At 66.0% G+C, this 26,502-nt stretch carries 18 protein-coding genes; 9 read left to right on the top strand and 9 right to left on the bottom strand.

Annotated elements, in window-relative coordinates; all coding sequences use genetic code 11:
• Positions 1-8 precede the first annotated feature (8 nt).
• Entirely contained in the window at positions 9-527 is a 519-nt protein-coding gene (locus AC5RT4_RS09930; RefSeq protein ID WP_494039475.1) for a DinB family protein, read from the top strand.
• On the opposite strand, the gene cydD is transcribed toward AC5RT4_RS09930, so the two are convergent.
• The 3 genes from cydD to AC5RT4_RS09945 are packed head-to-tail and all read right to left on the bottom strand — an operon-like array spanning position 509 to position 6,728.
• Positions 509-4,036, bottom strand: coding sequence for a thiol reductant ABC exporter subunit CydD (cydD, locus tag AC5RT4_RS09935; protein ID WP_494105609.1), 3,528 nt, complete (start codon positions 4,034-4,036; stop codon positions 509-511). The two genes, AC5RT4_RS09930 and cydD, sit on opposite strands and share 19 nt — an antisense overlap.
• Before the next feature lies 1 nt (position 4,037).
• Positions 4,038-5,087: a cytochrome d ubiquinol oxidase subunit II gene (gene cydB / locus AC5RT4_RS09940; RefSeq protein WP_494105610.1), complete on the bottom strand. Its 1,050-nt coding sequence runs from the start codon at positions 5,085-5,087 to the stop codon at positions 4,038-4,040.
• A gap of 36 nt (positions 5,088-5,123) precedes the next feature.
• Positions 5,124-6,728, bottom strand: coding sequence for a cytochrome ubiquinol oxidase subunit I (locus AC5RT4_RS09945; RefSeq protein ID WP_494105665.1), 1,605 nt, complete (start codon positions 6,726-6,728; stop codon positions 5,124-5,126).
• 274 nt (positions 6,729-7,002) lie between these two features.
• On the opposite strand from AC5RT4_RS09945, the gene AC5RT4_RS09950 reads away from it, so the two are divergent.
• Together AC5RT4_RS09950 and AC5RT4_RS09955 are read left to right on the top strand one after the other, a co-directional pair.
• A complete protein-coding gene (locus AC5RT4_RS09950; protein ID WP_494039472.1) occupies positions 7,003-7,389 on the top strand; it encodes a BlaI/MecI/CopY family transcriptional regulator in 387 nt (128 codons plus the stop codon).
• 6 nt (positions 7,390-7,395) lie between these two features.
• Positions 7,396-8,379, top strand: coding sequence for a M56 family metallopeptidase (locus AC5RT4_RS09955; RefSeq protein WP_494105611.1), 984 nt, complete (start codon positions 7,396-7,398; stop codon positions 8,377-8,379).
• Positions 8,380-8,416: 37 nt separating this feature from the next.
• On the opposite strand, the gene AC5RT4_RS09960 is transcribed toward AC5RT4_RS09955, so the two are convergent.
• Positions 8,417-10,525, bottom strand: a complete 2,109-nt coding sequence (locus tag AC5RT4_RS09960) for a DNA gyrase/topoisomerase IV subunit B (protein ID WP_494105612.1) — start codon at positions 10,523-10,525, stop codon at positions 8,417-8,419.
• A 256-nt stretch (positions 10,526-10,781) separates the two neighbouring features.
• Between AC5RT4_RS09960 and AC5RT4_RS09965 the strand changes: the two genes are divergently transcribed.
• Positions 10,782-11,003 (top strand): DUF7455 domain-containing protein, encoded by a 222-nt coding sequence (locus AC5RT4_RS09965; RefSeq protein ID WP_013600696.1) that lies wholly within the window; start codon positions 10,782-10,784, stop codon positions 11,001-11,003.
• 169 nt (positions 11,004-11,172) lie between these two features.
• Here AC5RT4_RS09965 and AC5RT4_RS09970 read toward each other — a convergent pair whose 3' ends face one another.
• The 4 genes from AC5RT4_RS09970 to AC5RT4_RS09985 form a co-directional block, all read right to left on the bottom strand.
• Positions 11,173-12,486, bottom strand: coding sequence for an RNA polymerase sigma factor (locus AC5RT4_RS09970; RefSeq protein ID WP_494039469.1), 1,314 nt, complete (start codon positions 12,484-12,486; stop codon positions 11,173-11,175).
• A 252-nt stretch (positions 12,487-12,738) separates the two neighbouring features.
• Positions 12,739-14,010 carry a DUF4192 family protein gene (locus tag AC5RT4_RS09975; RefSeq protein WP_494105613.1) on the bottom strand — a complete coding sequence of 424 codons (1,272 nt, stop codon included), beginning with the start codon at positions 14,008-14,010 and terminating at the stop codon, positions 12,739-12,741.
• A gap of 91 nt (positions 14,011-14,101) precedes the next feature.
• Entirely contained in the window at positions 14,102-15,448 is a 1,347-nt protein-coding gene (locus AC5RT4_RS09980; protein WP_494105614.1) for an MFS transporter, read from the bottom strand.
• A gap of 78 nt (positions 15,449-15,526) precedes the next feature.
• Entirely contained in the window at positions 15,527-16,465 is a 939-nt protein-coding gene (locus tag AC5RT4_RS09985) for a proteasome assembly chaperone family protein (RefSeq protein WP_494039466.1), read from the bottom strand.
• Positions 16,466-16,723: 258 nt separating this feature from the next.
• On the opposite strand from AC5RT4_RS09985, the gene AC5RT4_RS09990 reads away from it, so the two are divergent.
• From AC5RT4_RS09990 to AC5RT4_RS10010, 5 genes are all read left to right on the top strand, one after another.
• Positions 16,724-18,250, top strand: coding sequence for a leucyl aminopeptidase (locus AC5RT4_RS09990; protein WP_494039465.1), 1,527 nt, complete (start codon positions 16,724-16,726; stop codon positions 18,248-18,250).
• Between the two features lie 258 nt (positions 18,251-18,508).
• The gene (lpdA, locus tag AC5RT4_RS09995; protein WP_494039464.1) at positions 18,509-19,891 is read left to right on the top strand and encodes a dihydrolipoyl dehydrogenase; all 1,383 of its coding nucleotides are present in this window, start codon (positions 18,509-18,511) and stop codon (positions 19,889-19,891) included.
• Positions 19,892-20,007: 116 nt separating this feature from the next.
• On the top strand, positions 20,008-21,762 hold the full coding sequence (sucB, locus tag AC5RT4_RS10000) for a 2-oxoglutarate dehydrogenase, E2 component, dihydrolipoamide succinyltransferase (protein WP_494105615.1): 1,755 nt from the start codon (positions 20,008-20,010) through the stop codon (positions 21,760-21,762).
• A 142-nt stretch (positions 21,763-21,904) separates the two neighbouring features.
• Positions 21,905-22,255 carry a hypothetical protein gene (locus AC5RT4_RS10005; RefSeq protein ID WP_494039462.1) on the top strand — a complete coding sequence of 117 codons (351 nt, stop codon included), beginning with the start codon at positions 21,905-21,907 and terminating at the stop codon, positions 22,253-22,255.
• 192 nt (positions 22,256-22,447) lie between these two features.
• Positions 22,448-22,876 carry an OsmC family protein gene (locus AC5RT4_RS10010; RefSeq protein WP_494039461.1) on the top strand — a complete coding sequence of 143 codons (429 nt, stop codon included), beginning with the start codon at positions 22,448-22,450 and terminating at the stop codon, positions 22,874-22,876.
• Between the two features lie 87 nt (positions 22,877-22,963).
• Here the strand turns inward: AC5RT4_RS10010 and AC5RT4_RS10015 are convergent, their stop codons facing one another.
• Complete coding sequence (locus AC5RT4_RS10015; RefSeq protein WP_494105616.1) at positions 22,964-26,470, bottom strand: S41 family peptidase; 3,507 nt, start codon at positions 26,468-26,470, stop codon at positions 22,964-22,966.
• Positions 26,471-26,502: the final 32 nt, after the last annotated feature.

The raw sequence follows: 26,502 nt of genomic DNA on the forward strand, positions 1-26,502 counted from the left end.
CTGCTGCCATGCCTATCGTTCCTGATGAAAAGGACTGGACCTGGGTCCTGACCCGTCCGTGCCCGGAATGCTCCTTCGACGCCTCCACCGTGACGCCGTCAACAGTCCCGGGCAGTATCGACAGCATGCTCCCCCGCTGGCGTGCGGTGCTCCGGCGTCCTGATGCTGCCGAGCGCCCGGACGACCACACCTGGTCCGCCCTGGAATACGCCTGCCATGTCCGCGACGTCTTCAGCCTTTTTGACCAGCGCCTGAACCTCATGCTCGATTCAGAGGACGCCCGGTTCGACAACTGGGACCAGGACCAGACCGCCGTTGACAAGGACTACGCCAACGCCGACCCCGCGGTTGTCAGCGCAGAACTGGCGGCGGAAGGCAAGCAGGCGGCGGAGTCCTTCGCCGCGGTCCGCGAGCCGCAATGGGGGCGCAAGGGGCTGCGCAGCAACGGCTCCGAGTTCACCGTCCTGACACTGTCCCAGTACTTCCTCCATGACCTGATGCACCACCTTCACGACGTGGACGGCTGATTCCCCGGAAACGACGCCGCCAGGTCCTGCCCGTGCTCCCGGGACGGCTGTCCTGAACCGGTGGCGAGCACTAGCCGGGCATCCTCTGGCCTGATGTCGGCAGGGTTATGTGTCACCAGCACCACCGTACGGCTGCGCAAGCCCTGCCGCAGGTCCGCCAGCATGGCCCGGGCCGATTCCGCGTCCAGATGGGCCGTCGGCTCGTCCAAAAGGATCACCTCGGCCCCGGTCATGAGCGTGCGGGCCACTGCCAGCCGCTGACGCTCCCCGCCGCTGAGGAACGCGCCACCGGGGCCAATCCGGGTGTCCAGGCCCGCGGGAAGCCGCTCCAGTAAGCCGGTCAGGCCCACTGACGCAAGCGCGGCCAGCATGGTGTCGTCGCTGATTGTTTCGGGGCTTCCGGTGTCAGAGGAAGGCCGGCCCAGCAGCAGGTTCCCGCGGATGGTTGAATCGAACAGGTGCGCTTCCTGAGGGCACCACGCCGCCCGGCCGCTCACGCCGATCCGGCCCGCCGCAACCGGCAGGAAGCCAAGCAGGACCGAGAGCAGCGTGGACTTCCCCGACCCTGAGGGTCCCGTAACGGCCAGCCACTGCCCGGGCTTCGCCACGGCGTCCAGCCCGGAAAACACCGGGGCACCCCCGGGCCAGGCAGCGGCAAGCCCTGCCAGTTCGACGCCGGGAACCCCGTTAAGACGAGCAGGCACGGCTTGCAAACCGTCACCAAGTCCCCTGCCGGAACCATCCCGGACATTCTCGTCCAGGGCCCCGGACTCGCTGACGCGCTGCATCACGGCCTGCAGCGCGGGGAACTGCCGCACCGCCGTCGTCATCGCTGCGAAGGGTTCCACCAGTGCAAGGAGCAGCAGGACCACCACGGCCGCCGTCGCCGGCGCGAGCTGGCCGGCCAGCACGGCGGGGCCAGCCAGCAAGGCAGCTGCCAGGGCCGCAGCTCCGCAGGCTGCGGTGGTGAGGGCCTGGCCCAACCCGTCAGCCCAGGCAGAGCGCTGGGAGGCTTTTGTGGCCTGGCGGTCCTGGTCCCGCAACACGTCCATAACGCGGGCAGACACCCCGTTGGCAAAGAGTTCGGCGCGGGCGTCCAGGGCTGCCGAAACACGGCGCAGGACTCCGGACCGGAGGAACTGCTCGGCAGCGGCGGACTTGCGGTCGCCCCAGAGTGCTACTGCCGGGGCGAGCAGGAGGCCGGTGAGGCCGGCTGCGATCACGGCAGGAAGCGCCGCCGGGACCAGCAGCGAGGTGGGCACCAAAGCCAGGGCGGCAACCGCGAATGCTGTGACAGGCGGCAGGACAACCCGCGGAAGGAGATCGCGGACGGTGTCGACGTCGTCGATCACCGTTCCCAGGACGTTGCCGCCCTGCAGGAGCCGGCGGAGCGGCAGTGCGCGCCGGCTTAACGCTTCCCACAACCTGCCGCGCAGGCGGGTCAGTGCCGCGAACACGGCGTCATGAAGGAGGAGCCGCTCGCAGTAACGAAGCACTGCCCGGCCGATCCCAAAGAACCTCACCCCAACGATCGCGGTCAGCAGGTAGAGGATGGGCGGCTGCTCACTGGCGCGGATGATGAGCCAGCCGGACAGCCCGGAGAGGGCGACGGCGAAGACCGCCGCCAGCGTCCCCACGAGTGCTGCCGTTGCGAACTTGCCCTTCACGGGCGCCAGAAGTGCCGCGAGCAGTTGTGCTGAGCCGGGTCCGTTGACGCCACTTGTGCCGCCGCATTCATCAGGGTGTGCATTGGCTGCCGACTCCGGCTCTTTTGCGGCCGTCTTCGGATGGCTGGAGAGGGCTGCACCAGGACCGAAGGCGGCCGCGGGTTCGGCAACCTGCGAGCTGCCGGGGAGCGGATGTGTCAGGCCGTTTCCACCCACGGACACCAGGTGTTCCGCCAGCGCCCGGGTGCGTTCTTCATGGGCCACCAGGATGACCGTGACGTGTCCACGGAGCTTCCTGATGGCCTCTTCCACCAATGCTGCGGACTCGTCATCGAGGTGTGCTGTTGGTTCATCCAGCAGCAGGACGGTGGCCCCGGCCTCGATCCTCGCCAAACCGCGGGCCAGGGCCACGCGGCGCAGCTCCCCCGGGCTTAGCTCCGCGGGGTGCTTTGCCGCGAGGTGTCCGGCTGCAGCGCGGGCCAGACAGGCCCTGGCGGCAGCTTCCGCTGCCGTGCGCCTGTGCTCAGTGCTTCCCGGCTCACTGGTTCCCGACTCAGTGGTTCGCGTGCCGGAATCGCCGCCGAGGTAGAGCACGATCTCATCGAGCACTGTCTCCGCCACCATGACCGGATGCTGCGGAACCCAGGCAATCCTGCTGCGGTCCAGGCCGGTGAGGGTGCCACTGACGGTGGTGCCGGCGCCATGGCCGATGGTCCCGGCCAGGACCCCGAGCACAGTGCTTTTGCCGACGCCGCTGGGCCCGTCCAGCGCGGTGATCCTGCTCTGGGGCGCGGTGAAGGTGAGGGGGCCGACGGCGGGCCGGGATCTTCCGTCATAGGTCACGGTGAGTCCGGTGACGGTTATCGGGGCACCGGGCCGGCCGGCTTTGGCAGCGGGCAGAGGCTGCGGCTCCGGCGCGTCGGTCACTGCCGTTGTTTGGGCGAGCGCCACCCGGCCGTCATCGCTGGCGTGGTGGGCGGTTCCCAGTTCGCGCAGCGGAAGGTAGCAGTCCGGCGCCAGGATCAGGGCCAGCAGGCCGGCCTCCAGGGGCATGTCGCCGTGGACCAGGCGGACGCCGATGAATACAGCCACCACGGCCACGGAGATGGTGGCGATGAGCTCGAGGGCCAGCGCCGAGAGGAACGCGGTCCGCAACGTGCCCATGGTCCGGGCCCGGTACTCCTCAGATATTTCTTCGAGTGCCTTCCGCTGGGCGGTGGCGCGGCCAAGACCCACCAGGACTGGCAGCCCCTTGGCGAGTTCCAGCATGTGCGTGGAGAGCCGGGCAAGGGAGGCCTGTGCCTCGCGGACACTGTCCTCCGTGTACCGGCCGATCAGCACCATAAAGAGCGGCACCAGCGGAACGGTCAGGACCACGACCACAGCACTGACCCAGTCTGCAAAAAGGATGCGCGCCCCCACCAGGAGCGGGATGGCCGCACAGTTCACCAGCGCAGGCAGGAACTGGGTGTAGTAGCTGTCCAGGGCATCCAGTCCGCGGGTGGCCAGGACCGCCAGTCCGCCGTCGGCTGGTCCCTCGCTCCGGACGCCGTTACGCAGTGCCCTTTCGAGCAGTCCGGACCGGAGTTCCTCCTTGATGCCCAGCGCAGCACGGCGGGCTGCAACTGCCTGCCCCCAGACCGTGAGGGACCTCAGCACCACGCCGGCCATTCCGACAGAAATCTGCTCCGCCCAGCCTGTGTCCCCGGCCGCGAGGCCGGCCAGCGCCGAGGCCACAGCATGGCCGATCAGGACCAGCGACAACGCCTTGAGGGCTGCCAGGAGTCCCAGCCAGTAAATGGCGGAGCGGGTTGCCGGGCCGGCAGGGAAACTTGGACGCATCTCAGCCCTTGGTGGTGAAGGCCCTGGCGGCGATGGCCGGCAGGAAGCTGTGGGCTTCCGGAATATGCGCGGCGCTGACCCGCCGCCGGAACACCCAGTAGGTCCAGGCCTGGTAGGCGATGACCAGGGGCAGGCCGAACGCTGCCACAACACTCATAAGGCCCAGAGTGTAGTCAGAGGATGAGGCGTTGGAAATGGTGAGGTCGAAGGCCTCGTTCAACGTGGACGGCAGTACCACCGGGAACACCGCCCCGAAGATGGAGGCCGATCCCAGGGCCAGGAAGGCGCCAAGCGCAATAAAGGCCTTGCCCTCCCTTCCCTTGCGCGCCGCGGCCCAGGCTGCACCCGCGGCGGCGACAGCCAGCAGCACCAGTGCCCAGGTCCAAAGTTTTCCTTCGAGGAACTGGATGCTGAGCGCCCAGCCCGCAATCGGCAGGAGCAGGGCGGGGAGAAGGCGGACGAACCACTTGCGCGCGCGGTGCCGCACGTCGCCGTCGGTCTTCAATGCCAGGAATGCGAGGGCGTGCACCAGGGAGAACCCCACCACGGCCAGCCCGCCCAGCACGGCGTAGCCGCTGAACCATGCAAGCGGCCCGCCTTCGCGGTCCCCGTTGGCGTTCAAGGGAAGCCCGGTAGTGGTCAGCGCAAGCGCCGCACCCACGCCGAAGGCTGCGAAGAAGGACCCCAGGGCAATGGCCCAGTCCCACCGGTTCCGCCACTGGTCCGTGTCCACTTTGCCCCGGTACTCGAAGGCCACAGCGCGGAAGATCAGTGCTGCCAGGACTACCAGCAGCGGCAGGTAGAGGGCGGAGAACAGCGAGGCGTACCAGAGCGGGAAGGCGGCAAAGGTTGCGCCGCCGGCGGTCAGGAGCCACACCTCGTTGCCGTCCCAGACCGGTCCCACGGTGTTGAGCAGGACGCGGCGCTCGGTGTTGTTCCGGGCGAAAAGCTTCATCAGCATCCCGACGCCCAGGTCGAAGCCCTCAAGGAAGAGGTAGCCGGTCCACAGCACCGCGATGGCGATGAACCAGATGGTTGGCAGCAGTTCCATTCGTCGTTTCCTCTGATCTTCGTTGGCGGGCGCGGACTAATAGGCGAAGGCGAGGACGTCGTCGGCGGGTTTTCCGCTGCCTTGGCCTCCCTGGCCCGGGGTGGCATCCTCGTTTTCATCGACGGGGGCGTGCACCAGTTCCGGCATGGCGGACACCACGCCGCCCCCGATGTACTTGACCAGCAGTTTCACTTCCACTACGAGCAGTACCCCGTAGATGGCTGCCAGGGTGACGAGTGAGGCCAGCAGCTCCCCGGCGGTGACTCCGGGTGACACCGCGGCGGCGGTGAACATGAACACCTGGTCGATGCCGCTGGGGTCGGGGTTGGGGGCCACCACAAAGGGCTGGCGGCCCATTTCGGTGAAGATCCAGCCGGCGGCGTTGGCACCGAACGGGGCCAGGATTCCGAAGACGGCCAGGCGCATGAGCCACCTGGACTCGGGCACGGTTCCGTTCCGGGTCAGCCATAGTGCCACCAGGGCCGCCAGGGCGGCGATCCCGCCGAAACCGATCATCATGCGGAAGCCCCAGTAGGTGACCTCCATGACGGGGAGGTAGTCGATTTCCTGGCCGGCGCGTTCGCCGTAGATGGGGTTGTCCGGCAGGTGGGTGCCGTAGGCCTCCTTGTACTGGGGCAGGAGGCTGTTGACGCCCTGGACTTCGGTGGTGAAGTCGCCTTTGGCCAGGTAGGAGAGGATGCCGGGCACCTCGATCAGGGCCACGATGTCGTCACAGTTCTGCGAGCCGAGGTTGCCGATGCTCAACACCGAGAAGCCGGTGCCGTCGTGGCAGGCTGCTTCTGCGGCCGCCATTTTCATGGGCTGCTGCTCGAACATCAGCTTGCCCTGGAGGTCACCGGTGAGGGCGGTTCCGGCGAAGGAGATCATGGCTACCACCGCGCCGATGCGCAGGGACCGGATCCAGACTTTGTGGTCGTCCTTGTCCCGGCCGGGAATGTCCTGGGCTTCGCCGGCGATGACCTTGCCGTCGGCACCGACGGTGTCCACGCCGTCGCGACGCCTGCGCCACAGGTGGTACCACGCGATGCCGAGCAGGAAACCGCCGGCGACGGCGAGTGCGCCGAACAGCGTGTGCGGAACTGCCACCAGTGCGGTGTTGTTGGTGAAGACCGCCCAGGCGTCTGTCATGACAGGCCGGCCATCAATCATTTCAACACCTACCGGGTGCTGCATCCAGCTGTTGGCCACGATGATGAAATATGCGGAGAACACGGAGCCTATGACGGCAATCCAGAGGCACGCCAGGTGGACGGCCGGCTTCAACTGCTTCCAGCCGAAGATCCACAGGCCCAGGAACGTTGACTCAACAAAGAAGGCCAGGAGCGCCTCGAGTGCCAGCGGAGCCCCGAAGACATCGCCGACGAAGCGGCTGTATTCGCTCCAGGCCATTCCGAACTGGAACTCCTGGACGATGCCGGTGGCCACACCCATGATGAAGTTGATCAGGAAGAGCTTGCCCCAGAACTTGGTCATCCGGAGATACTCGGGCTTCCCTGTCCGGTGCCAGGCAGTCTGCATTACGGCCACCACCAGCCCCAGGCCGATGGTCAGCGGGACCATCATGAAGTGGTAGACGGTGGTGATGCCGAATTGCCACCGTGCGATTTCCAGAGCGTCCAAAGCGTCCAAGGCGGTCCCTACTGTCAGCCGATGCAGGTTTTCTACGTGCTGTAGAAAGTCTAACTTCTACAAAGTGTAGAACAGCGCCGCAGGGAGTGTAAAACGCGCCGTCTCATCGATGGCTCACGCTTTTGGCGCCCACGGTGATGGCTGTTCTACCCAATGTAGAAAGTGACGGGGAATAGGGGTAAATTGGTTCCTATAGGTGAAACACACGCATGAGTCACTGCGCTGCCTCTGCGGCTGCGGTGCGGGGAAACAAAGGAAAAATGCAATGGCTAGTCTTGGTGAACTGGAACGGGCAGTGATGGACCTGCTCTGGGCGGGCCATGAAGCAGCCACCGCGAACACCTTGCGGGACCGGCTTGCGCAGACCTCGGCCGGCCAGGGCGGGGCAGCCGGGCACGAAGGCAAGGAACTTGCCGTCACCACCGTCCTTACCGTGCTGTCCCGGCTGGAGAAAAAGGGCCTGGTGGAACGCGAACGCGGCACCCGCCCGCACCGCTACCAGGCAGTGTCCAGCCGCGAGGAGCATACCGCTGAGCTGATGCACGAGGTTCTGGGGTCAGCTCCGGACCGCGAGGCCGTGCTGGCCCGTTTTATCGGATCCGTTTCCGAAGGTGAAGCCGAAACTCTGCGCAAACTGCTTGGCCACATCTAACGGACCATGTTCTGGGCCTCATACCTGCTGGCGGTCCTTGCGATAGTCCTGGCATGGCCGGTGCCTATCCTCCTGTCAAGGGCGCAGTGGCCCGCGCGCAGCCCTTTCACGGCCATGCTGCTCTGGCAGGCCATTGCACTGGCCGGCGGGCTGTCCATGATCGGGGCAATGCTGGTATACGGCCTGGAGCCCATTGGTGACAATCTCCTCGCCGGCCTCCGGGCTCTTGCGGGGATGGTACTTTTTAATGCTCCCACCACCGCGCTGGGCTTTTGGCACATCTTCGCACTGTCCGCCGCGGCCCTGCTGACGGCCCACCTGGTATTCACCCTCCTGCTGACTTATTACAAGATAGAGCGCCAGCGGCGGCGGCACCGCGAGCTTCTGGCGCTCCTGGCCTCACCGTCCGCGGAGGGAGCCGGGACGCTGGTCATCAGCCACGATTCGCCCGTGGCCTATTGCCTCCCCGGCGGCGCGCGCTCGGTGACTGTGCTCTCCGACGGCCTGATGGCAGCCCTCGAACCGGCCGAACTCCGGGCAGTCCTGATCCATGAGAACGCGCACCTGAGCCAGCGGCACCACCTGCTGCTGTGGGCCTTCGCCGCCTGGCGCCAGGCACTGCCCTGGCTGCCCACCACCCGGCTCGCCCAGGAGTCCGTCAACTCCCTGATCGAAATGCTGGCAGATGACGTCGCACTCAAGACCGAGAGCAAGGCCACGCTCATCAAGGCAATCGCGATTGTGGCCAGCGGCTCGGCGGGGGCTGCCCGTGACGCCGAACTTCACTCCGGAGCCCCGAGTCTGGCCCTTGCCGGTATCGAGTCCGCGTCCGGCTCGGATTCGGCCCGCACCACTGCCTCGCGTGTCAGCCGGCTGCTCTCCCCGCAGCCCCAGCTGTCCTCCCCGGTCCGCAGCCTGGTGCTCGCCGGCTGCGTCCTCCTGCTGGCACTGCCCACCGCACTGCTCGTGGTGCCGGGTTTGCTCGGCTGACGCGCCGCCGTCGTATTTCCTGCCTGGCTTCCCGGGGTCAGGCGTCGATGCGCTCCCGGTCAAGGCTGGAGGCGCCGGCGATGATGAAGTCCTTCCGCGGCGAGACATCCGAGCCCATCAGGAGGTCAAAGATCTCCTCCGCCTGCTTTGCGTTCTCGATCCCCACCTTCCGCAGGGTGCGGTGGCGTGGGTCCATGGTGGTCTCGGCCAGCTGTTCAGCGTCCATTTCGCCCAGCCCCTTGTAGCGCTGGATGGGTTCCTTGTACCGCTTGCCCTCCTTGGCGAGCCGGGCCAGCAGTACGTGGAGCTCGGCCTCCGAGTAGGTGTAGATCATTTCATTGGCCTTCTGGCCGGCGTTGATGACTTCCACCCGGTGCAGCGGCGGGACGGCGGCAAACACGCGCCCGTCATCGATCATGGGCCGCATGTAGCGGAAGAAGAGGGTCAGTAGCAGCGTGCGGATGTGCGCGCCGTCCACATCGGCGTCGGTCATCAGGATCACCTTGCCGTAGCGCGCGGCGGCGATATCGAAACTGCGGCCCGATCCGGCGCCCACCACCTGGATGAGGGCCGCGCATTCGGCGTTCGAAAGCATGTCCCCCACCGATGCCTTTTGCACGTTGAGGATCTTGCCGCGGATGGGCAGCAGGGCCTGGAAATCCGAGGACCTCGCCAGTTTGGCGGTCCCCAGCGCCGAATCGCCCTCCACGATGAAAAGCTCGGAGCGTTCGACGTCGTCCGTGCGGCAGTCCGCAAGCTTCGTGGGCATCGAGGAGGTCTCCAGGGCGTTCTTGCGCCGCTGGGTTTCCTTGTGCACCCGGGCCGAGATCCGGGATTTCATCTCGCTGACGATTTTTTCCAGGAGCAGCGCGGACTGTGCTTTGTCGTTCCGGTTGGCAGAGGTGAGCTTCGCGGTGATCTCACGCTCCACCACCCGGGACACGATGGCGCGGACGGCTGAGGTGCCCAGGATCTCTTTGGTCTGGCCTTCGAACTGCGGCTCAGCCAGGCGTACGGTCAGGACGGCCGTAAGGCCGGCGAAGATGTCGTCTTTTTCAATTTTGTCGTTGCCGGCCTTGAGTTTGCGGGCATTGTTTTCCACTGCCTTGCGGAAGGTCTTCACCAGTGCCTGCTCAAAGCCGGACTGGTGGGTTCCGCCCTTGGGCGTGGAGATGATGTTAACGAAGCTGCGGACCGTGCTGTCGTACCCGATCCCCCAGCGCAGCGCCACATCCACTTCGCAGTCGCGCTCCACCTCGGCGAGCTGGCTGTGCCCCCGTTCGTCCAGCACGGGAACCGTCTCCTTGAACTTCCCGGAGCCGTGCAGCCGCCACACGTCGGTGACGGCGGGGTCGGCGGCAAGGAACTCCACGAACTCGGAGATGCCGCCGTCGTGGTGGAAAACCTCTTCATGGGGCCCGGCCTCGCCCGGGGTTCCCGGGACCTTGCGCTCATCGCGGACCGTCAGCTTCAGGCCGGGCACCAGGAAGGATGTCTGCCGGGCCCGGGAAGCAAGCTCGTCGTAGGAAAACTTCGCGTCAGGGGTGAAAATTTGCCGGTCCGCCCAGTAGCGGATCCTGGTTCCCGTGATGCCCCGCTTAGCCTTGCCCACGACATCGAGCACTGAGTCGTCCACAAACGGGGTGAACGGGGCAGCCGGATCGGACTTCGACCCGCTGTCCTTGAAGCGCCCGGGCTCGCCCCGGCGAAAGGACATCTTGTAGGTTTTACCGCCGCGGTCCACCTCAACGTCGAGGCGGGAGGACAGCGCGTTGACCACGGACGCGCCCACCCCGTGCAGGCCGCCGGAAGCGGTGTAGGAGCCGCCGCCGAACTTGCCGCCGGCATGGAGCTTGGTGAAGACCACCTCGACGCCGGTGAGTCCCGTCTTGGGCTCCTTGTCGATGGGGATGCCGCGGCCGTCGTCGTGGATCTCCACCGAGTTGTCCGCGTGCAGGATGATCTTGATGTCGTGGCCGAATCCGGCCAGTGCCTCGTCCACAGAGTTATCGATAATCTCCCAGAGGCAGTGCATCAGGCCGCGGGAGTCAGTGGAGCCGATGTACATGCCGGGGCGCTTGCGGACGGCTTCGAGGCCCTCCAGCACAGACAGGTGCCGGGCAGTGTAATCAGAGCTTGGTGCCACTGGTGACGATCTCCTTCAGGGAGGGAAAAAGCGGGCTGGGGTCGCTCTTTCTAGGGTAGTCGGCGCGGCCCGGCAGCGCGGACTGCCACACCTTGGGCCCCGTGTGCACCGCGCCACGTGCCGCGTGCCTGGGTTCCGCTTCGCAGCCCTTGACGCAGTCTTGCGGATACGCGCACAGCGAACTTGGGCCATCCTTGCGATGGTTTTGATACGAATGCTGGTTATATAGACGTACTGATCTACTAAGGAGGCCGACATGACAACAGCAGTGGCAGACCGCACACTCAACGCACTGGACCGGTGCGATCGTTGCGGAGCTCAGGCATATGTCCGGGTTGTACTGGAGTCCTCCGGCGGTGAGCTGCTGTTCTGTGGCCACCACGCCCGTGCAGTTGAGGCAACGCTCAAGCCGTTGAGCTCGGACTGGCACGATGAGACGGGGAAGCTTCACGAGAAAGCAGCCGTGGAAATCGACTAGTTCTACTGAAGTTGTTGGGACCCTGCCGTAAGGCAGGGTCCCAACCTTTTTAAGGGGCTCCTCCAAATAGGGCCAGCAAAGAATCGGAAGAGGGCCAGCAGAAAGCGGCCCGCCGGTACCGCGCCTGGTGTGGGCGCGGCAGCCGGCGGGCCGCTTTTTGTGTTCTGCTTTAGTCCAGGTAATCCCGCAGCACCTGCGAACGTGAGGGGTGGCGGAGCTTGGACATGGTCTTGGATTCAATCTGCCGGATCCGCTCACGCGTGACTCCGTAGACCTTGCCGATTTCGTCTAAAGTCTTCGGCTGTCCGTCGGTCAGGCCGAACCGCATGGCCACCACGCCGGCCTCGCGCTCGGAGAGTGTATCCAGCACGGAGTGAAGCTGTTCCTGCAGGAGGGTAAAGCTCACGGCGTCAGCCGGAACCACAGCCTCGGAGTCCTCGATCAAGTCGCCGAATTCGGAGTCGCCGTCTTCGCCAAGCGGCGTGTGGAGCGAGATGGGCTCCCGGCCGTACTTCTGGACTTCCACGACCTTTTCAGGGGTCATATCCAGTTCGAGGGCAAGCTCCTCAGGCGTGGGTTCGCGGCCGAGGTCCTGCAGCATCTGGCGTTGGACGCGGGCCAGCTTGTTGATGACTTCCACCATGTGCACCGGAATACGGATGGTGCGTGCCTGGTCCGCCATGGCACGGGTGATCGCCTGGCGGATCCACCAGGTGGCGTACGTGGAGAACTTGAAGCCCTTGGTGTAATCGAACTTCTCGACCGCACGGATCAGGCCCAGGTTGCCTTCCTGGATGAGGTCCAGGAACAGCATGCCGCGGCCGGTGTAGCGCTTGGCGAGCGAGACCACAAGGCGGAGGTTGGCTTCCAGCAGGTGGTTCTTGGCACGCTTGCCGTCGTGGATGATGAATTCAAGCTCGCGCTTGTACTTCGGGTCCATGGAGCCGTCGTCAGCGGCGATCTTTTCTTCGGCGAACAGTCCGGCTTCGATCCGGAGCGCAAGGTCCACTTCCTGCTCGGCGTTGAGCAGCGCTACCTTACCGATCTGCTTCAGGTAGTCCTTGACGGGGTCGGCAGTGGCTCCGGCGGACATGACCTGCTGGACAGGTGCGTCGTCGTCATCAGCGTCGGAGTAGACAAAGCCCTTGCCCGAGCCGGCTGCTCCCTTGACGGGGTCGGCCTCGGCGTCCTCCTCGACAACGTCAGGTCCTTCAAGGACGATGTCGTCGAGGTCTTCCTCAACTTCCTCGACTTCATCGGCGTCGGCACCGGCAGATTTTCCGGCGGCCTCAGCAGCAGCCTTCGCGCCGGGCTTGGGCCCGCGCTTTTTGGGCTCGCGCTTGCCGTCCGCACCAGCTTCAGCGGCCGAAGCCTTGTTGGCTGCCCGAGTGGCGGCCCGCTTGGCGTTTGTTGCCGCCTGCTTCTGCTCAGCGGACAGTTCGTCCTGGGCGGCGGGGTCCTTCTTCGTGGAAGACGGGGTCACAGAAAACCTTTCTAGCGGTGGTCTGTGGAATCGCCATACGGGCAACACCACTATGACCCTGTCAAGTCCGTGGTGAAAACCAAGCGCCACCACGGCCGGCAGAGTCCATAAATAGAACTGCCGGAGCGGCCGCAATGTTCCCGTAAGGGTTCGCTGCGAGCACCTGATACACGGACCCAACCGGGTCTCGACCTCCATTGTCTCACGATTTCGCCAAATAAAGCCCAACCCGCTGTTCCTGCCGCCGTCACTTCATGCCGCGTCGGGGCCGAACTTCTGCCAGGCAGCCTCCTTCCGCGCGGCCCAGCCGCACAGCGTACCCCGGCGGACCATCTCGAGCAGCAGCTCTGCCAGCCGGTAGCCGGGCTCGGCTTCGAGCGCCTCCCCCAAGTACGAGGCCGAGTAGGAGCCGCGTCCGCGGCACCAAGCAATCCAGCCCCTCCCCGTCAGGGCAGCCGCTGACGGCGGTCCACCGAGCACAGCCAGGTGCTCCAGGACGTGATCAAGGGCGTCGAGGCTGGGCCAGAGGGGAACTGCAGGCTCGTGCCCCATCAGGACGTCCCCGTAACCAGGAATTCCCGCCTGGCGGCCGGAGGCGGCCAGGGCTCCACTGCAGAGGCCGGCTGCGGAGAAGGATCCGGAACCAGGCGCCTCCGCAGCTGTTGGCGCTTCTTCTGCACCGGCTTCTTCCGCAGGTTCCAGCGGACCAAACCGGGCGTCCTCGCTGAAGATTCCAAATTCTTCGGCCCCGGCTGCTGCCGCTGCTTTCCCGGCCGCTGCCATGACCAGGACAGCGTCCCGCCAGGCGGGCACCAGGAGCGTTGCCCGCAGGAAAGCATCCCGGTGTACCGACCGCCGTTGCAGGTCCCCAACCGGCCTGGCGAGCATCAGCTCCCACTGGCCCAGCACCGCGGCGAACTGCGCCCTGCTGTGCCGCCGGAGATCCAGTTGGGCCGACCACGTGGCTTCCGCCTTCAGCACAGCGGCACGGTGGAGTTCCGAAACAGGGCTGGCCGCCTGCCGGTGCCCGGGGGCCGGTCCCACGCTGCTTCCCCGGAACACCATCTCTGTGTTCAGCAGGCTGTCCGTAATTTCATGGACGGAACGCCCCGGCAAGGGACAGCAGGCTGGTCCGGTGCAGTGGACGTGCCGCCAGTACTGGTCACCGACGTTCCAGGCGTCCCTGACGGGCATCCCGGCTTCACCCAGGGCTGCTTCAAGGCTCTCGAGCAGTGCCTGGCAGCGGTCCGGCCCCACCAGCCAGCCGTTGTTGGTGTAAAAGGCCAGCAGGGTCCCGTCCGCATCTTCGTCTGCTGCAAGATACCCGCAAACTGTCCGGGCAAAGACGGCCGGATCAGCAAGGACATCCCGCCCGGGAAGATCCAGCCGCAGTGTGGCTCCCAGCCTTTTGCCGTGCAGTGTCATGGCCACGAGGCTCTCCGCCGGCCAGTATCCCAGCGAGTGCGGAATGAAACCCAGGATGTCTTCCGGGCCGCGGATTGTCAGGCGTTCTGGGAGTGTCATGGCTCCAGCATCCGCCGCCGGAGCACCCCTCGAAAGCACTGCCCGTTGGTATGTGGATACACCCGGCGGGTCCGGCGCTGTGGAGGACCAGTCAGTCCTCTGAAGCCGCCGCCCTGCTCCGCCGGGCAAGGCTTTCCCGGCGCTGGCGGGCGAGCGCGCTGCGCAGGGGCGGAACCACCACGCCCTGGGCTGCCATCTGCCGCCGGACCTTGCGGCGGCAGACCAGGGTGGCGGCAGCTCCGAAACCAAGCAGCAGGAACTGGACACTCAGTGCGATCCGGAACGGGTCCAGCCCATACAGGACACCGTTGGAGAACCCGCTGGCATAAAGCACGTCCAGCACGAGGCCAATCAGGAAGATGGCTATCAGCGCGGCAAAGAACCCGCCCACATTAACGATGCCCGTAGCGGTTCCAATCCGGTGTGCCGGGTTGAAGGTGCGGGCGAAGTCGAAGCCGATCATGGAGCCGGGCCCGCCGATCGCGAGCACCACCACCAGGCCGGTCAGCAGCCACAGCGGCGAGCGCCCGGGTGTCACCAGGACTGCGGCCCAGGCTCCGGCGGTGGCACCGGCGATCAGCAGGACCATGGTTGAACGCCGCAGCGGGTGGCGGGAAACGAAACGGCCAATGAACGGCCCCACTGCCATGGCGGTGGCAACGTACAGGGCCATGAGGGCGGCAACCGTTCCGGCATCGAGGCCCTGCCCGGACAGCAGGAACGGGTATCCCCACGTCATTGCAAATACGGTGCCGCTGAACTGGATGGTGAAGTGGCTCCATAACCCCAGCCTCGTCCCATGCTGGCGCCAGGCGCGGGCGAGGGAGGCTCCTGTCGCCTTCAGCCCCTGCTGGGCCTGCGGCCGCTGCGTACCGGCCGGCACGTCCTGCAGGAGCAGCAGAACCAGGACAACGGCGAGTCCTGACATCCCTGCCAGCATCAGGAACGCCGGGGTCCAACCGGCGGCGTGCAGGACGAAGGCAAACGGGATGACACTGAACAGTTGGCCCAGCTGGCCGGACATACCCGTCAGCTGGGTCACGAGCGGGACCCGGGCGGGCGCAAACCAGAGTGGAATCAGGCGAATCACCGAGATGAATGTCATCGCGTCCCCGGCACCTACGAGCACCCTCCCGGCCACTCCGCCCGGAATACTGTCGGCAAAGGCCAGCTGGAGCTGGCCCAGGCCCATCAGCACGGCACCGCCGGCGATCATGGCCCGGGAACCGAACCGGTCCACCAAAAGGCCCACGGGAATCTGAAGCCCGGCATAGACCAGCAGCTGAAGGACCGTAAAGAAGGAGATGGCGGAGGCACTGGCGTGGAACCGCTCCGTGGCCTCAAGGCCCACCACCCCAAAGGACGTGCGCTGGGTGACGGCCACCAGGTACCCGAAGATGCCAATGGTCCAGATCAGCCAGGCGCGGGGTGCAGTCACCATCTCATTATGCCCGGACTGCCCTTGCCGCCCGGCAGCAGCGTGATCCGGCTGCCGGCCGGGGAATCGGCAGTGTTGTTACTGGCCGGGGTTCTCGCGTGCGAGGTAGGCCTCTACGGCAGCACCGAGGACATCCGCATTGGGCAGCTCGTCGTTCTCGTCCGCAAGAAGGGAGCGGCGGACCGTGCCTTCGGCCTTTTCGTCGTACCGGGTCTCCAGGCGGGCCACCACCTGCTGGACTTCTTCTGAGGCGTCTATCTGCTCGGCGATCTGGCGGCTGACTTCACGGCCGGCTTCGCGGAGCCTGTCCGAGGGCAGCATCAGTGACGTGGCCGCACCGAGATATTCAAGGCCTGCGACGGCGGCGGTGGGGTATTCCGCCTCGGCCAGGTAGTGCGGGACGTGAATGACGTAACCTGCCACGTTCCGGCCTGCCTCTACAAGGCGGAGCTCCAGGATGTGTCCAACAGCTGCGGGCACTTCCACGGTGGGCTTCCACACGGAGATGCCTTCGATCAGTTCCGGCCGGTTGCCGTGCACTGTCACGCCCACTGGACGCGTATGCGGTACCGGCATGGGAATGGAGTGGATCCAGGTGACCAGGTTGACGTCCAGCTTCTCAACGATGCCCACCACCGCGCGGGCAAACCGCTCCCACTGCAGGTCGGGCTCAAAGCCCGCGAGCAGAAGGAAGGGATTGCCCAGGCCGTCCTTCAGCCGGTAGAGGGCGAGCCGGGGCTCCTGGTAGTCCTGAAGGTGGTCCTCGACGAACGTCAGGTGCGGCCTCCGCGACCGGTAGTCAATCAGCTGGTCGGCGTCGAAAACTGCAACCGGTTCGGCGTCGAGCGTGTCAAGCAGTTCCGCGTTGATCTGCCTTACCACGTGACCGGCGTCGGCGAACCCGGTGAAACCCATCACCAGGTTCAGCCCACGGAGCGCCGGGCTGTGGAACAGCCCGATGTTGCTTGCATAAAGCGCATCGGGGTCCAGCAGGGAGCCGGAAATCCGTTCAAGCACGGCATGTTCCTTTCATAGGTGCGGGTGGTTACCTTCTACAACGCCGCAGGAGAGCCGCACATTCCTGCTGCGCCTGTGGCGCACCTCTCAGGAAATACACCGGCCCGGGCGGGGACGGGCTACGATCGGAACTGGCCTGCCAAACGGGCCTGCAGACACCCGGACTGCGTCCCGAACGATTGCATCCGGGCATCCATGGCAGAGCGCCGAACATGCATTCCTGCCCGAACATCTCTCGAGAATTGAGGACTGATCCCTGTGGTCAAGAATACTGAAATCAACCTTAGTACCCTCTCAAGGGACCTGAAGAAGAGCCCCAGTGACGCAGTGGTCATAGGTGTGGGTAAGGGCACTGACGGGCCGGTCCTCCTGGATAACCCCCTCACCGCCAAGTCCGCGGAGGCCCTTGCCGGCTCCCTTAAGTCCCTGGGCGTCACGGGCGCCGCCGACCAGATCGTCCGCCTTCCCGGCCTGCCCGAAACCGGCGCCGGGATCCTGGTCCTCGCCGGCACCGGCAAGGTCTCCGCAGCAGAGCCCCTCACCGGTGAGGCACTGCGCCGCGCAGCAGGTTCCGCCGTCCGCCAACTCGCCGGCCTCGCAACGGTTGTCCTGGCCCTTCCGACGGCGTCCGTTGCCGACGTCGCGGCCCTCGCCGAGGGTGCCGCCCTCGGCGCCTACTCCTTCACCGAGTTCCGGTCGTCGAAGGACGGCCTGAAGGATCCGGTCCGGAATGCGGTCATTTTCACGGAGCTCGCCGACCACGCCGAAACCGGTGCGGCACTGAAGCGTGCCCGGTTGATCGGCAAGGCCGTCAACGCCACCCGTTCACTCGTGAACCAGCCGCCCAGCCACCTCTATCCCGAAACCTTCGCCGAAGCTGCGAAGGAGCTGGCCAAGGGCCTGCCCGTTAAGGTCACCGTCTGGGACGAGAAGCGGCTGGAGAAGGAAGGCTTCGGCGGCATCATGGGCGTGGGCAAGGGCTCCGCCCGCCAGCCGCGGCTGGTCAAGGTGGAGTACTCCCCCGCCAGGCCGACGTCGAAGATTGCGCTCGTCGGCAAGGGCATCACCTTCGACACCGGGGGCATTTCCATCAAGCCGGCCCTTGGCATGGGCGACATGAAGAGCGACATGGCCGGTGCCGCCGTCGTCCTTAATACTGTCCTGGCCCTCGCCGGGCTTGGCCTGCCGGTCAAGGCGACTGCCTGGCTCTGCATCGCCGAAAACATGCCCTCCGGTGCAGCGTCCCGTCCGGCTGACGTCCTCACGATGTTCGGCGGCAAGACCGTTGAGGTCCTGAACACCGATGCTGAGGGCCGGCTGGTCATGGCGGACGGCATCGTCGCAGCCAGCCGCGAGTACCCGGACGCCATCATCGACGTCGCCACCCTCACCGGTGCACAGCTGATCGCACTGGGCAACCGCACCGCAGGCGTCATGGGCTCCGACAGCGTGACCGGTCCGCTCAAGGCCGCAGCGGACCGGGCCGGCGAACTCGTGTGGCCCATGCCGCTTCCCGAGGAACTGCGCCCCAGCATCGACTCCCAGGTAGCAGACCTTGCCAACATTGGCGAACGCCACGGCGGCATGATGACGGCTGCGGTTTTCCTGCGTGAGTTCGTGGGTAAGGGCAAGGACGGGGAGCAGATCCCCTGGGCCCACATCGACATTGCCGGGCCTTCCTTTAACAACGGAAGCCCCTATGGCTACACCCATAAGCAGGGCACGGGCTGCACCGTGCGGACCCTGGTGGCCTATGTAGAGGACATCCTGGCCGCGGCGGCCTGACACAGGTGTCCGCGCGCAGAGGCTGCGCGGTACTGCGGTGCGGGTTTGTTCCCTGCACCGCAGTACCGCGTGACTCTGGACACAAGCGCTCCACAAACGCGGCGCCAAGGTGGAGCATGGATAGGTGGTTCGCTAAGGTGAACCACGGTAGTCACAAATGCAAGAGAACAGGCCTGCTGGCATAATCACGGCAGTGTAAGTTCCAAGACCAGATGATGCGCGCAGAACGCGTCATCGTTCACGCGAGGGAGCGTTTAAGTGGCCGATCAGGCAACTGCGCAAGAATTCGACATCCTGGTACTCGGCGGCGGCAGCGGCGGGTACGCCGCCGCACTGCGGGCCGTACAGCTTGGCCTTACCGTCGGCCTCGTGGAGAAGGCAAAGCTGGGCGGCACCTGCCTCCACAATGGCTGCATTCCCACCAAGGCGCTGCTGCACTCTGCAGAACTCGCCGACCACGCCCGTGACTCCGCCAAATACGGCGTGAACGTCACCCTCGACGGCATCGACATCACCGCCGTCAACGCCTACAAAGACGGCATCATCGCCGGCAAGTTCAAAGGCCTCCAGGGCCTGATTAAGTCCAAGGGCATCACCGTCATCGAAGGTGAAGGCAAGCTCCAGGGCACCGACACCATCGTCGTGAACGGGACCGCGTACAAGGGCCGGAACATCGTCCTGGCCACCGGCTCGTACTCGCGCACCCTTCCGGGACTGGAAATCGGCGGCAAGGTCATCACCTCCGACCAGGCCCTGACCATGGACTCCATTCCCAAGAGCGTCATCATCCTGGGCGGCGGGGTTATCGGCGTCGAGTTCGCTTCCGTCTGGAAGTCCTTCGGCGTGGACGTCACCATCGTGGAGGGCCTGCCCTCACTGGTTCCCAACGAGGACGCCACCATCGTCAAGAACTTCGAGCGAGCCTTCAAGAAGCGCGGCATCAAGTTCTCCACCGGCGTGTTCTTCCAGGGCGTCGAGCAGAACAGCGACGGCGTGAAGGTCACCTTGGTGGACGGCAAAACGTTCGAAGCCGACCTGCTGCTCGTCGCCGTCGGCCGCGGCCCCGTCACGGCCAACCTGGGCTACGAGGAAGCCGGCATCACCATCGACCGCGGCTTCGTCATCACCAACGAGCGCCTCCACACGGGCGTCGGCAACGTCTACGCTGTGGGCGACATTGTCCCCGGCGTCCAACTGGCCCACCGCGGCTACCAGCAGGGCATCTTCGTGGCCGAGGAGATCGCCGGCCTGAAGCCCGTGATCGTCGAGGACATCAATATCCCCAAGGTCACCTACTCCGATCCCGAAATCGCCACCGTCGGCTACACCGAAAAGGCCGCCAAGGAGAAGTTCGGCGAGGACCAGGTACAGACCCAGGAGTACAACCTGGCCGGCAACGGCAAGAGCTCCATCCTGGGCACCTCAGGGCTGGTCAAGCTGGTCCGCCAAAAGGACGGCCCCGTGGTGGGCGTCCACATGATCGGCGCCCGCATGGGCGAGCAGGTTGGCGAGGCCCAGCTGATCGTGAACTGGGAAGCCTACCCGGAGGATGTTGCCCAGCTGGTGCACGCCCACCCCACCCAGAACGAGGCCCTGGGCGAAGCCCACCTGGCACTCGCTGGCAAGCCGCTTCACGGCTAGTCTCCCCCCAGCACCAAAGGGCCTGGTGCACCCGGCACGAAATGCCGGGTGCATTAGGCTGGCCAACAAGGCAGCAATCATCCGCACTAAAGATCAATAAGGAGAACGGGGACGACATGTCTGAATCCGTTAACTTGCCCGCCCTCGGTGAGAGCGTCACCGAAGGAACCGTCACCCGCTGGCTCAAGCAGGTAGGTGACCGGGTAGAGGTGGACGAGCCGCTGCTCGAAGTATCCACCGACAAAGTAGACACTGAAATCCCCTCTCCTGTCGCTGGCGTGATTGAGGAAATCCTGGTTGCCGAGGACGAGACCGCCGAGGTCGGCGCTCCCCTGGTCCGCATCGGTGACGGCTCCGGCGGCGGCGCCCCCGCCGAAGAAGCCCCCGCAGCAGCACCCGCTGCAGCTCCCGCGGAAGAAGCCCCCGCAGCAGCACCCGCTGCAGAAGCTCCCGCAGCAGCACCGGCCCCTGCACCTGAGGCACCGGCCAGCGGCGGCGAAGGACATGAAGTTACCCTTCCGGCGCTGGGCGAAAGCGTCACCGAAGGCACCGTCACCCGCTGGCTGAAGGCCGTGGGCGACTCCGTGGAGGTTGACGAGCCGCTCCTGGAAGTCTCCACGGACAAGGTTGACACCGAAATCCCGTCGCCGGTGGCTGGAACTCTCCAGGAAATCCGCGTCAACGAAGACGAAACAGCGGAAGTCGGCTCCGTCCTGGCTGTCATCGGTTCAGGTGCAGCTGCTGCCCCGGCAGAAGCACCCTCCACCGAGGCACCGGTCCAGGAAGCCCCCAAGGCTGAAGCACCCGCCCCCGCACCGGCACCGGCACCTCAGGCTGCACCGGCTCCGGAAGCACCCAAGGCTGCACCGGCACCGCAGGCTGCTCCCGCCCCCGCTGCGGCCCCGGCCGCAACCGAGGCCGCACCAGCCAACGGTGGATCCAAGTCCGGCTATGTCACTCCCCTGGTCCGCAAGCTGGCCAACCAGCACGGCGTGGACATCGCATCACTGTCAGGCACAGGAGTAGGCGGACGCATCCGCAAGCAGGACGTCATCGCTGCCGCCGAAGCCAAGTCCGCGCCCGCCGCAGCCCCCGCAGCCGCGCCGGCCGCGTCAGCCCCGGCCGCTTCCAACGCCGCTGTTTCTTCCCTGCGCGGCACCACGCAGAAGGCTCCCCGCATCCGCCAGGTCATCGCCCGGCGCATGCGCGAGTCCCTCGAGGTCTCCACCCAGCTGACCCAGGTGCATGAAGTGGACATGACCAAGGTCGCCAAGCTGCGCCTCAAGGCTAAGAACTCGTTCCAGGCCCAGAACGGCGTCAAGCTGACCTTCCTCCCGTTCATCGCCAAGGCTGTGGCTGAGGCGCTCAAGCAGCACCCCAAGCTCAACGCTGCCTACGACGAGGGCAAGCAGGAAATCACGTACCACAACGCTGAGCACCTGGCCATCGCCGTCGACACCGACAAGGGCCTGCTGGTCCCGGTTATCTCCGACGCGGGCAACCTGAACCTGGCCGGACTGGCTGCCAAGATTGCCGACGTTGCGGGCCGCACCCGTGATGGCAAGATCGGCCCGGACGAGCTGTCCGGCGGTACCTTCAGCATCACCAACATCGGTTCGGTGGGCGCCCTGTTCGACACTCCCATCATCAACCAGCCGCAGGTGGGCATCCTGGGAACCGGCGCCATCGTCAAGCGCCCCGTGGTGGTGGCCGATGAGAACGGTGACGATTCAATCGCCATCCGCTCCATGATGTACCTGTCCCTGACGTACGACCACCGCCTGGTGGACGGCGCCGATGCGGGCCGTTTCCTCCAGACGCTGAAGGCACGCCTTGAGGAAGGCGCCTTCGAAGCGGACCTCGGGCTGTAACGCGTCACAACGCACGACGGCGGTGCAGGCAGCGGTGGGAAACCACCGCAAGGCCTGCACCGCCGTCGCCGGTTAACGCACGTGCGCCCGCCCCCGATGCTGAACTACTACAAGCCGTAGAAGGACTGGCTACACTGGTCCCATGAACATCGTTTATAACACCGTGGTCTTCCTGCACATCATTGGCGCCGCCATGATCGTCGGCATCTGGATCGGCCAGATGAAAAAGCCCACCGTCCACCCGCGCCAATTTGACGGCGCCATGCTCCAGCTCCTCACCGGCGTAGCCCTGATGGGACTGATCCCGGCCCTGGACATGGACGCCAACTACGCCAAGCTCGGCATCAAGTTCGCCATCGCCCTTGCCGTCGGCGTCCTGGCCTTCATCGGCCGCCGGAAGTACAAGGCAGGCGAGGACATCAGCAAGGGCCTGGCGCACAGTGTGGGCGGCCTCGGGCTCCTGAACATCGCCATCGCCACTATCTGGCAGTAATTACCCCAAGTTGCGGCCTCACGACGGCGGCGCTCCCCTTTGGGGGGCGCCGCCGCCGTCGTCTTACGCCATGGGGTCATAATCCACCAGAAGCGGACAGCGGGTGCACGCTTCCCGTGAAGTCCCTAGGATGGGAAACGGCGGGGCGGGCACCGGCCTGACCCCGGTTCGAAACAACCTTGAGGAGTGGACATGGCAGCAACACGTTCAGCAAATGCAGTATGGAACGGCAACCTGACGGAGGGTGCCGGAAGCACCAGCCTCGCCACCTCAGGCCTGGGAACGTTCGACGTCACCTGGAAGGCGCGTACCGAGGCGGCCAACGGCAAGACCAGCCCGGAAGAACTGATCGCAGCAGCGCACGCTGCCTGCTTCTCCATGGCTTTCAGCAACGAGCTGGCCAAGGCCGGCCACACCCCGGAGGAAGTACGTACCAAGGCGGACGTGACGTTCGTGCCGGGCACCGGCATCACCGGCAGCCACCTGACCGTCTCCGCCACAGTGCCGGGTATTTCTGAAGACGAATTCCAGAAGATCGCCGGCGAAGCCAAGGTGGGCTGCCCGGTTTCCGGCGCCCTCGCCAGCATCGACATCACCATGGACGCCACCCTGGAGTCCTGATCCGGCCTCTTCGGACAAGAAATATGGCCCTGCCTGGCCGGAGTTCTCTGGCCAGGCAGGGCCCTTTTGTTGTTTGCGGGCCGCCGGCTACCCCTGTTGGCGCGCCGGAAGCGGCGCGGGACGCAGCCGGCGGTACCCCTCCCGGGCAGGCGGGCGGTCGGTAGGAAGCTCCTGAATCATCTCCTTCAGTGCCCCGATGCCGTATTCAAGCTGCGGATCCCGCCCGGCGGCGTAGGCGTGCGGCGGGTAGGTGACCTCGATGTCGGGGTCGACGCCGTAGTTTTCGACGCTCCAGCCCACACCGCCGCCGAACCACGTGGCGTAGCGCGGCTGGGTGACACCCGTGCCGTCGGCCAGGGCGAACCTGTTGTCGATGCCCACCACGCCGCCCCAGGTGCGCGTTCCGATCACGGGTCCGATGCCCCGCAACTTGGAGACCTGGGTGATGATGTCGCCGTCGGATCCGGCAAATTCGTCGGCAAGGATAATGACCGGCCCGCGCGGCGCGTGGTGCGGATACGTGCGGGGCTTTTCGCCCCGCGGCATGCTCCAGCCGGTGACCTTGCGCCCGATCAGTTCGGCCACCAGCTGCGAGGTGTGGCCGCCGCGGTTCCGCCGCACGTCCACAATTAGCCCGTCCAACGCTGTTTCGGTGTCGAGGTCGCGGTGGAGCTGGGCCCAGCCGTTGGCCATCATGTCCGGGATGTGCAGGTAGCCGAAGCTGCCGCCGGAGGCCTCCCGGACGGTCCGCCGGTTGGAGGCAACCCATTCCTGGTACCGCAGGCGTTCCTCGTCCTTGACGGGTACGACGGCCACGCGGCGCTGCCTGCCGGTGCCTCCGGCGTGTGCTGCACCGTTGAGGAGCGTCAGCTCCACGGCCCGGCCCGCCGCGCCCACCAGCTGCATGGCAGGGGTTACGGTTCCGGAGAGAGGAACGCCGTCGATGGCCAGCAGGATGTCGCCGGCTTTTGCGCCGACGCCCGGACGTGTCAGGGGCGAGGTGGCCAGGGGGTCCGAGGATTCGCCGGCGAGAATGCGGGTGATTTCCCAGCCGGCGGGCGTGAGCGCGAGGTCGGCCCCGAGGCGGCCCTGTCCATGGCTGCCGTTTTCCGTGACCGGTGCGGGCCGGACGTACGCGTGGGAGGTTCCCAGTTCGCCGTGAAGTTCCCACAGCAGGTCCACCAGGTCGTCATGGGAGCCAAGGCGGTCCACCAGTGGACGGTAGCGCTTGTGGATGGACTCCCAGTCCTGCCCTGCCATGTCTTCGGTCCAGAAGAAATCTCGCTGCAGCCGCCATGCCTCGTCGAAGGCCTGGCCCCAGACGCTGAGCGGGTCCATCATCACCCGGACCCGGCCGAGGTCAACCTTGACCAGCTCGCCCGAGTCCTCGTCAGCCTTCTTGTCGGCCGGGACAACACTGACCTTCTTGTCCGAGATCAGCACAACCTTCGTCCGGTCACCGGAGAGCCGGAAGCTGTCCAGGGACTCCACCAGGGTGGACTGCTTCCGCCGGGCGAGGTCGAACCGGGCAAGGCTGGGACGGGCATCCTTGTCTTCCTGGCTGGCTTTGCCGTCACCGGTGACGCCCGCCAGTGCCCAGTCGAGCCACAGCAGTGCGCCGTCGGCTGCCTTGAGGGACGTGTAGTTGCCCTGGGGCACGGGAACACCGATAACCCGGTGGGCGAGCCCGTCCGCGTCCACCTTGACTTCCGCGGCCGCTGACGATGCGTCCTGCTTCGGTTCCCCGTCGCCGGTATCTGTCTCGTCCACCGCGTCCTGGTCCACGGAAGGACCAAAGGGCGACGGCGTGTCGGCGGCCAGTGCCACGAGGTAAGGCTTGATGGGGCTCGGGAAGGACAGGTCAAAGGAGTGTCCGTCGTACACGGGGTCGAAGCTGCGGTTGGAGAGGAAAGCCAGGAACTTGCCGTCAGGGGTGAAGGCCGGTGACGTATCGCAGAAGCGGCCATCGGTGACGTCCACCGGGTCGGCCTTGGAATCGGTCACCTTTGCCAGCCGGAGCCGGCTGCGGGAACCGAAGGAGGTAACCGGTTCGGACCAGACCAGCCATTGCGAATCCGCCGACCAGGCCAGGTCAGAGATGGTGCCCTCCCCAATGCTGGCCACGAGTGCCAGTTCTCCGGTCCGGGTGTTGGCCGTGTATACCTCGCCGAAGGACGTGCCCAGGGCAAGCCAGCTGCCGTCCGGGCTCGCCTCCAGCGAGCTGGTGCGGGTGGGGCGGGGGAAGGCGATTCGGGTTGCTGCTGCCGGATCCGGCGCTGCGGTGGCTGTGGGTGCGTTCCCGGGGGCGACGTCTGCCTGCTGGTCGTCCCTGGCTGCAGGAGCCGGACCGGCTCCTGCCAGGACGGCAGCCCCGGCGGCCGGAACGGGCTGGGGCAAGGCTGCCTCGGCCTCGGCCTTGCCCGGCGTTGAAGGGGAGTCGCTGCCGGGGTCTCCGACAGGCGGCACGGACGTCCCCAGGGCGGCTGCGGCGGCCGTCCCGGGTACCGGTCCGGCGACGTCCTTGATGTACAGCGCCTCTACTCCGTCGTGATCCGCCACGTAGGCCAACCGCCCGTTGCGCAGTGGCCTGGGTAGCCGGGCGCGGACGCCCGGCGAAGCTTCGATGATGCGGGACGGCCCGTCCTTGTGCCGCAGCCAGTGGATGGTGCCGTGCGCTTCGATGGCACTGGCCGCCCCGGTGGCATCCGGGACCGCAGCGCCAAGATGCTTGGTGGTGTTGAGCAGTGTGGGGCGCCGCGACTGGGAGGCGGACCCCAGGAGGATGTCCAGCCGCTCCGCGTCAGCTTCCAAACTGGAAAGCATCCAGAGCTCACCGGCGGATTCGAAAATGATGCGCTTGCCGTCGCTGGCGGCATGGCGGACATAGAAGTCCTCGTGGTCCGTGTGCCTGCGCAGGTCCTTGCCGTTCGGGAGGACTGAGTACAGGTTGCCGTAACCCTCATGGTCGGACAGGAACGCGATCCGGCCATCAACCCACATGGGATCGGCAAGGTTTCCGTCAAGGTCCGGCAGCAGCCGTTCAAATTCGCCGTTGCCGTCATTGTCCAGCCAAAGCTTTCCAGCTGTGCCTCCACGGTAGCGCTTCCACCAGGCCGGCTCGCGGGAGAGCACGCTGCCCACCACTACCGGGCGCTCATCCCCCACTTCGGGACCAAAGGCAACGGACTCCACCGGCCCGAACGGCATTTCCTCCGCCCAGCCGCCCTCAAGGGGGACACTGTAGGCGTGCGTGTGCCGGCTCTCAGCCTGGCGGAAGGCGCTGGTGACCACCACGGAGCCGTTCGCGGTAAAGCCTTTGACCTTGGTGGTGCTGTGGCCAAAGTACGTGAGCTGCCGGTAGTCGCCGCCGTCCACCGCCGCAGAGACAACTTCCGGCGCCGTTCCCTGTACCACCGTCCACACCAGCCGCTGTCCGTCCGGGGTGAAGCGGGGGTTGCGGGCCGGAAGCTGGAGCGAGGAGACACGCCAGGCGCGGCCGCCGCCCAGAGGCGCAATCCACACGTCGTCCTCAGCCACAAAAGTGACCAGATCGCCGTGCAGGTGCGGGTAACGGAAGTAGCTCGAAGATGTCATCGTTTGATCATAGTCAGCCCCCGGTTAACCCT

The sequence above is a fragment of the Arthrobacter sp. sptzw42 genome (genome assembly GCF_059089685.1).

What these genes read in the sequence shown, in the direction of transcription:
- AC5RT4_RS09930 (WP_494039475.1), top strand. Translation starts at nt 9, where the DNA reads ATGCCTATCGTTCCTGATGAAAAGGACTGGACCTGGGTCCTGACCCGT.
- cydD (WP_494105609.1), bottom strand. Translation starts at nt 4,036, where the DNA reads ATGCGTCCAAGTTTCCCTGCCGGCCCGGCAACCCGCTCCGCCATTTAC.
- cydB (WP_494105610.1), bottom strand. Translation starts at nt 5,087, where the DNA reads ATGGAACTGCTGCCAACCATCTGGTTCATCGCCATCGCGGTGCTGTGG.
- AC5RT4_RS09950 (WP_494039472.1), top strand. Translation starts at nt 7,003, where the DNA reads ATGGCTAGTCTTGGTGAACTGGAACGGGCAGTGATGGACCTGCTCTGG.
- AC5RT4_RS09955 (WP_494105611.1), top strand. Translation starts at nt 7,396, where the DNA reads ATGTTCTGGGCCTCATACCTGCTGGCGGTCCTTGCGATAGTCCTGGCA.
- AC5RT4_RS09965 (WP_013600696.1), top strand. Translation starts at nt 10,782, where the DNA reads ATGACAACAGCAGTGGCAGACCGCACACTCAACGCACTGGACCGGTGC.
- AC5RT4_RS09975 (WP_494105613.1), bottom strand. Translation starts at nt 14,010, where the DNA reads ATGACACTCCCAGAACGCCTGACAATCCGCGGCCCGGAAGACATCCTG.
- sucB (WP_494105615.1), top strand. Translation starts at nt 20,008, where the DNA reads ATGTCTGAATCCGTTAACTTGCCCGCCCTCGGTGAGAGCGTCACCGAA.
- AC5RT4_RS10005 (WP_494039462.1), top strand. Translation starts at nt 21,905, where the DNA reads ATGAACATCGTTTATAACACCGTGGTCTTCCTGCACATCATTGGCGCC.
- AC5RT4_RS10010 (WP_494039461.1), top strand. Translation starts at nt 22,448, where the DNA reads ATGGCAGCAACACGTTCAGCAAATGCAGTATGGAACGGCAACCTGACG.
- AC5RT4_RS10015 (WP_494105616.1), bottom strand. Translation starts at nt 26,470, where the DNA reads ATGACATCTTCGAGCTACTTCCGTTACCCGCACCTGCACGGCGATCTG.